The 6833-nt window shown below is 68.9% G+C and carries 6 protein-coding genes; all 6 read right to left on the bottom strand.

Features of this window, described 5'->3' with window-relative positions; translation table 11 throughout:
- Positions 1-1845 (bottom strand): type VI secretion system tip protein TssI/VgrG (tssI, locus tag DBR34_RS08435; protein ID WP_258223760.1); only part of this gene is annotated, 1845 nt, incomplete at its 3' end.
- A gap of 269 nt (positions 1846-2114) precedes the next feature.
- Positions 2115-2993 (bottom strand): farnesyl diphosphate synthase, encoded by an 879-nt coding sequence (locus DBR34_RS08430; protein ID WP_128096458.1) that lies wholly within the window; start codon positions 2991-2993, stop codon positions 2115-2117.
- Complete coding sequence (locus DBR34_RS08425; protein ID WP_128096457.1) at positions 2983-3243, bottom strand: exodeoxyribonuclease VII small subunit; 261 nt, start codon at positions 3241-3243, stop codon at positions 2983-2985. Before DBR34_RS08425 ends, DBR34_RS08430 begins: the two co-directional genes overlap by 11 nt.
- A gap of 36 nt (positions 3244-3279) precedes the next feature.
- Positions 3280-4566 (bottom strand): tRNA lysidine(34) synthetase TilS, encoded by a 1287-nt coding sequence (tilS, locus tag DBR34_RS08420; RefSeq protein ID WP_128096456.1) that lies wholly within the window; start codon positions 4564-4566, stop codon positions 3280-3282.
- Positions 4567-4633: 67 nt separating this feature from the next.
- Positions 4634-5194 (bottom strand): WG repeat-containing protein, encoded by a 561-nt coding sequence (locus tag DBR34_RS08415; RefSeq protein WP_128096455.1) that lies wholly within the window; start codon positions 5192-5194, stop codon positions 4634-4636.
- On the bottom strand, positions 5194-6833 hold a 1640-nt coding region (locus DBR34_RS08410), incomplete at its 5' end, for an alkaline phosphatase (RefSeq protein WP_128096454.1). The genes DBR34_RS08410 and DBR34_RS08415, both read right to left, overlap by 1 nt.

Here is a 6833-nt window from a genome sequence, read left to right as displayed (position 1 = left end):
CTCCAGCAGGGCCAGCAGTTCCTGCCGGTCCAGTTGCCCGCCTTGGGCCAGCTCGCGGGCATAGCTGGTGATCAGGATGCCGTGCGCGGCGCGCAGCGCCAGGGCGGCATCGGTGCGTAGTTCGGCGCCGGCCCCACGTGGCTGGGCCTGGCCATCCACGCGCGGTGTACTCAAGGTGCCCAGGTTCAGTTCGCTGGCAAACGGAGTGCTGGCCAGCCGTGCGCGCACCTGGCCGGGGGTGTCGTCCATCAGCAGTTCGCTGTACCCCTCACCGCGATGCTCCCGCGACAGGATGCCCGATAGCGCGTTGTTGCCGGGCAGGCCGTTGCGGCCGCTGAATGTGGGCGGGGCGTGTCGGCCGTTGTACAACGTGGCAATCACCACCGGCCGGTCGATATCGTTGTGCAGGAAGGCGACCAGCACCTCCTGGCCGATCCGTGGCACGAACTGGTGACCGAAACCGGCACCGCCGCTGGGCATGGCCACACGTACCCAGGTGGAGGCACGTTCATTGCCCTGGGCCGTGCCAGTGGGATGTTCATCCGGGCGTTGCCAGTGGAACTGGATGCGGATACGCCCGAGGGCGTCGGTGAATACCTCTTCGCCGGCCGGCCCCACCACCGTGGCGGTCTGCGGCCCGTTGGCGGTCGGTCGGTCCAGTACGCCGGCGAAGCGGGGCACCAGTGGAACATCCTGGGGCACGGCGCTGAAACGCAGCTGGATGTTGTCGGTCACATCGCCCTGGCCGCAAGGGGCGAGCTCTTCCAGGCGGGATGGGGACACCTGCCAGGCTTCGGGGGTGTTGTTGCGCAGTTGCAGGTCGATGCCGGTGACCACGAAGGTGCGTTGCTGCTCGTTGTATCCGGCGTGGGCTGGATGATCCTGGATCAGAACGCTGTCGCCGGTTGAGACGTCGCGCAACGGACCCTGGCCATGGAAGGTGCGGGCCTGAAGCTCTTCGGCCTGCATCCGCAGCTGCGCACAGGTACACAGTTCGCGAGTGTGGCTGGCGTAGTAGGGCGGCACGGCCTGGTAATCGGTCAGGCTGGCGGTTGCTTGCTCGAAGTGCTGGCCGTACTTGCCGTACGCCTGGACCTGGACGCTCAGATCTTCGCCGTGCAGCGGATGGGCCGCCTGATAATCATGGCTGGACAGCTCGACGCGGCTTGGGCCAAGGAGGGTGCGGCCCTCCCAGCCGGTCAACTGCCGCTCCTGTGGCCGGGACGCAGCAGCCTGCGCACGGTAGTGCAGGACCTGCGGCGGCTGATCCTGCTGCGGGGCCGTATCGGTAAGCACCAGGTGGTGGCCGTGGGTGTCGGCCTGTGGACTGGCGATGAAATAGTAGGTTATGCCCTCTTCGGCCAGCAGGCGATCGATGAAGGCCTGGTCGCTTTCATTGAACTGCACGCAGTACGAACGCGTGGGATGACTGCGCCGCAGCACGCTGGCGTAGGTAAAGCAGGCCGCGATGGCGGCGTTGCGCTGGCAGTGTTCGTCCAGCACGGTGGCGACGATCTGCGGCACGCTTTGGTCCTGGAAGATGCGGCAGGTACGCCGCCGGTCCAGTAGTGACAGCGCCGATTCCACCTGAAGATCGATCACGCCGAAGCTGCCGGCACCGTCGCGCTTGATGGCACCGGTGACGATCCCCGACAACCAGCGGCGAGTTCCGCCGCCCATATCCACTCCGAAGGCCACCGGCTTGCCCAGTAGCGAGGTGAGTTCGATGGCATCGGCGCCGCATAAGCAGGTTGCGCTTATTTGAAAAGGGCGGTGGAGTTCGTCGCGATAGCGCACGGAATGCGGCCACAGTCGCGGGCAATCGCCCGCGCCAAGCCATTGCATATCGATCAAACGATGACTGGAATCCGTTCCCTGCCCATGTGGATGGAGCAACCCCTGCATGCGTTCATTTCCTCGACCGTGCCGTTCAGGCACGCTCAGGGATTTTGCGAGGCAAGCGCCACGAAGGACGATCAAATCGCCCGACAATCCGCTCTCGAGCGAGAGGTGGCTGTAATGCGACAATAGGGCGCGTAATCAGCCGCCTATTGACGATGCATAAACCGTGATAAGTATCACTGACTGCGCAACCAAGTAACCGCGTCAACTGCTCAGTGGTCGCGCTCTACCGCTAGTTTCGCCAGCGCCCGCAGTGCATCCGCTGCCTCACCATACCCGGCCAGACCATCGAACATCTGTTCGCTCAGCGTGCGCAGGTGGGCCTTCGCGCCGTCCATGCCGAGCAGGGCGGGGAAGGTCGACTTGGCCTGGGCCTCGTCCTTGCCGGCGGTCTTGCCCAACTGCTCGGAACTGGCCTCGACGTCGAGGATGTCATCGCGCACCTGGAACGCCAGCCCCAGGGCACTGGCGAAATCATCCAGCTGCAGCAGGTCGCTCTGCGGCGCATCGCCGCACAGCGCGCCCATGCGCACGGCTGCGCGGATCAGTGCCCCGGTCTTCAGTGCATGCATGCGCTGCAGCGATGCCAGCGGCTGCGCCTGGCCGGTGGCATCGATGTCCAGCGCCTGGCCACCGCACATGCCGGCAGCACCGGAAGCGTGGGTCAGTGCCTGCAGACAATGCACGCGCAACAGCGCAGGCAGCGCCGCATCAGCCAGCAGACCGAACGCGCGCGTCTGCAGCGCATCACCGGCGAGAATCGCGGTGGCTTCGTCGAACGCGATATGGGTGGTGGGACGGCCGCGACGCAGCGCGTCGTCGTCCATCGCCGGCAGGTCGTCGTGCACCAGCGAATAGGCGTGGATCAGCTCCACCGCCATCGCTGGTGCATCCAGTGCATGTTCGTCGGCGCCGAATACCTGGCCGCTGGCATACACCAGCAGCGGGCGCATGCGCTTGCCACCGCCCAGCACCGCGTAGCGCATTGCCTGGTGCAGGCGCTGCGGAGCGTGTTCGGGTGAAGGCAGGCTGGCGTCGAGCTGGCTTTCGATGCGGTCGCGCCAACGCGCGAACGTGGCCTCAACCATCATGGCCGGGCGGATCGAAGCGTTCGGCGGTCTCGGGGCGGGCCGGGTCGCTGAGCAGGCGCACGCGCAGTTCGGCCTGTTCCAGCGCCTGCTGGCACTGGCGGTAAAGGCCGACGCCGCGCTCGTAGGCGCTGAGCGATTGTTCCAGGCTCAGATCACCGGCTTCCATCTTCTCCACCAGCTGTTCCAGCTCTTCCAGCGACTGCTCGAAGTGGACGACCGGGGAGGTTTCGTTGGGGGACTTCTTGGGCATGGGACAAGTGTGATGCGCCAACCCAGCGGGGTCAATTCAGGCCGCGCCCGGCGTCCAGCGCAGCTGTGCGTGGTGTTCATCCAGCCAATGCTGCAGCGGTGCGGCGATGACCCGGTCGCCGGCAGCCATCAGCACCTCCCCGTCGAACAACAGCGGCAGCTGGCGCCGCTGCCACGGCGGCAGCCCCCGTTGTTGCAGCAGGTCCTTGAGCGCGTGGGAGTGAGTACGCCCGGGCAGCTGGATACGCTCTCCGCCGCGGCGCGCGCTTACCTGCAGCGGCGTGGCCAGCTGGCTGGCGCCCAGCAGCTCCAGCTGGCCGCCGTCGGGCAGCGCCAAGGGCGCACGGCCATCCCAGTGCACGCTCCAATGCGGTGGCAACGCCAGCGTGGCCGACAGCAGGTGCAGTTCGCCGCGCCAACGGCGGATCCGCGCGCCCTGCCAGGCGAACTGGGCGTCGGCGTCGTGCGCGGCGGGCAGCAGGTCGCGTTCGATCGCCTCCACCCCGGCGGCCGGCAGCGGCGGCAGCCCGCAGTTGCGCACCCATTGGCGCAGCAGGCGCGCGCGGCGTTCGCGCGGCAGCCGCAGCAGGCGCGTGCCATCCAGCACGCCCGGGGCCAGGCTGCAGCGGCGCAGGGCGTCCTGGTCGGACACGTCCAGCAACTGCTGCGCCTGCGCGCAGAGTGCGGCGCTGCGCGCGAAGGCGGCATCGGCCTGCGGCCAGCGTTGCTGCAGCAGCGGCAGCACGTGCAGGCGCAGGAAATTACGGTCGGCCTCGTCGCTGGCATTGCTGGGATCGTCCACCCACTGCAGTGCCTGCGACTGCGCGTAGGCCAGCAGCGCCGCGCGCGGTACCTGCAGCAGCGGTCGCCACACCGTACCGGTGGCAAATGGCGCCTCGCTGCGGATCGCGGCCAGCCCATCCACGCCGGAGCCGCGCAGGGCGCGCAGCAGGAAGGTTTCGGCCTGGTCATCGCGGTGATGGGCCAGGGCCAGCTGGTCACCCGGGCGCAGGGCGCTGGCGAAGGCATCGCGGCGGGCATGGCGCGCGGCCGCTTCCAGGCCGTGGCCGCTGTCGCGCGCCACGTCGACGCCGATTACCTGCAGGTCGATGTTCCAGGCGGTGCAGATCGCCTGGCAATGCTGCGCCCACGCGTCGGCCGCCGGTTGCAGGCCATGGTGGACGTGCACCGCCCGCACGCCGGCATCGCGCTGGGCGGCCGACTGCGCCAGCCAATGCAGCAGCACGGTGGAATCGAGTCCACCACTGAAGCCCACCAGGACCGGGCGGGGCGCAGCAGACAGGTTGGGTAATGGCGACGACATCGGTTCGGGCAGGCTCGGGCAGGGAGGCAGTATCGACGCTGCGGGCCAGGCTCGCCACGCACGGGGATCAGGGAGTGGGCGGTTCGGGCACGCGGATGCCCTGGCGATTGATATGGAACCAGTGGCCGCCTTCCACCGGCGTGTGGCCCTCGCCGTCAGGCGTGCCGGGGCGGCACCCCTCGCAGACCTGGGCAATGCCATCGGCGAAGGGCCAGGCAAAGTCGAACGTGGCCGGGAAGGCCTGTTCAAGCGCGGGGGTGAAGTAGCCGACGCGTGGGCCGACACGGCCGCGCAGCAGCCCCTCTTCGACGTAGTCCGGCCCGCTGTCCCAGGTCAGCACGGCCTGGGTGCGGCCGGCACGGGTGACGTAATGAAAGCTGTCGGCGGCGTACACCGCCGCCAGTCCGTCGGTATCGTAAGGGAGGTCCGGCAGGACGTCCGCGGCGATCCGGGGCGCGCCGTCGACCACCTCGCAGCCGGGCAACGGCCACAGCCCGTGTTCCTCGGTGAGGACCCGGCAGGCCGGGCCCTGGGCCAGCGCGTGGCCGGTGCTGGCCAGTCCGGCGATCAACAGCAGGAACCGCACGTGGCGGCCCCTGCTGCGGGCGGCGGAGAGCCGGGCCGGCATCAGTTGGCGTCGGCCTTGCGCTCGAACGCCTTCGGCGTGGGCAGGTCCACCGGCACGCCCTTGGCGTCGCAGGTACCGGCCTCGCACAGGCGCTGGCGCAGGCGCGGGGTGGCCTGCACGATCATGTGGTAGATCGTGTTCTGTTCCATGGTGCCGCGGATGGCTTTGCTGCCCGGGCCACGTGCCCAGATGCCGACGTCTTCGCCGCCATGGGTTTCACTCTTGGTCGGTACCAGCGCTTCCTGCATGTAATCGGGGTGCTCGGTGTCCACGTGGCTCAGGTCCGGTCGGCCGGCGGCCGGGTCGAAGCTGCTCGGGTTGTGCGGGTACACCTTCGGGCCGGCCGGCTGCTGGTTGGTGGCGCCGGTATAGCCGGGGCCGTTGGCATAGCTGAGCGTGGTGTAGGGCAGGCCGAGGCCGTCGCGGGCCACGTCCAGGCCGCCCACGCCGTCTTCGCCGCCCTTGTCCTTGACCTTGCCCAGGATCGGGTTGCCGCGGGCCGGGTAGCCGACGAAGTTCAGGGTGTGCGAGTGGTCGGCGGTGACGATGATCAGGGTGTCCTGGTCGGAGGTCGCCTCGACGGCCGCGCGCACGGCATCGGACAGGGCCACGGTGTCGCTGAGGGCGCGGTACGCGTTGCCGCTGTGGTTGGCATGGTCGATGCGGGCGCCCTCGACCATCAGCACGTAGCCTTCCTTGTGCCGGGACAGGGTGTTGATGGCGGCCTTGGTCAGCTCGGCCAGGCTGGGTTCGCCGGACGGGTCGTCCTTGCGCTCGATCTCGTAACGCATGTGGTCCGGCTCGAACAGGCCCAGCAGTGCCGGGGCATTGCGCGCGGCCTGCAGCTGATTGGCGTTCCAGACATAGGCGCCCTGCGGGTGGGCCTGCTGCCATTCGGTGACCAGGCTGCGCCCGTCCAGGCGCTGGCCGACCTTGTCGTCGTACTCGGGATCGCGCTCTTCCACGGTGGTGAATTCACCGCGGCCGCCGCCCAGGGCGACCAGCGGGCCCCGGCCATAGCGGGCGGTGGACAGCAGCTGCTGGGCGATGTCGGTGCAGCCGGCAGCCTTGGCGGCCTCGGGCACGTCGGTGTCGTTTTCCCAGTTGCGCTCGGGCGAGTGCGCGTAGGTGGCCGCCGGGGTGGCGTGGGTCAGGCGCGCGGTGGAGACGATGCCGGTGGCCATGTGCGCGCTGTCGGCCAGCTGCAGCCAGGTCAGCAGGCCCTTGTTGAGGCTGTCGGCGCAGTCGTTGCGGGTGCCGGCACTGACGCCGATGGCGCCCATGTGGGTCTTCACGCCGGTGGTGATGGCGGTCATGGTGCCGGCCGAATCGGGGGTCTGCGAGTCGGTGTTGTAGGTCTTGCTGAACGCGGTGGCCGGGAAGCGCTCCCAGGACAGCAGGTTCTCTTCACCCGGGTTGCCGTTGCGCTGGCCTTCGAAGATCCGCGCGGCGGCGACCGTGGTGAGGCTCATTCCGTCACCCAGGAACAGGATGACATTCTTGGCCTTGCCGTCCATGGCGCCGCTGCCGGCGGCACGGGCGGCCCCGCTGCGGTACCACCACTGGGGGGTTTCACCGGCCGGGTGGGCGACGGCGGGAACATCGACGGCAACCGCGCCGGGGGCCGTGGCGGCGGGGG

The organism is Stenotrophomonas sp. HMWF003, from assembly GCF_003061285.1.
Lineage (GTDB): Bacteria > Pseudomonadota > Gammaproteobacteria > Xanthomonadales > Xanthomonadaceae > Stenotrophomonas > Stenotrophomonas maltophilia_AP.
The sequence above is the reverse complement of the archived record's forward strand: the minus strand, read 5'-3'. Positions and strand labels throughout refer to the sequence as shown.

Coding starts and splice junctions, on each gene's coding strand:
- DBR34_RS08430 (WP_128096458.1), bottom strand. CDS start 2,993: ATGATGGTTGAGGCCACGTTCGCGCGTTGGCGCGACCGCATCGAAAGC.
- DBR34_RS08425 (WP_128096457.1), bottom strand. CDS start 3,243: ATGCCCAAGAAGTCCCCCAACGAAACCTCCCCGGTCGTCCACTTCGAG.
- tilS (WP_128096456.1), bottom strand. CDS start 4,566: ATGTCGTCGCCATTACCCAACCTGTCTGCTGCGCCCCGCCCGGTCCTG.
- DBR34_RS08415 (WP_128096455.1), bottom strand. CDS start 5,194: ATGCCGGCCCGGCTCTCCGCCGCCCGCAGCAGGGGCCGCCACGTGCGG.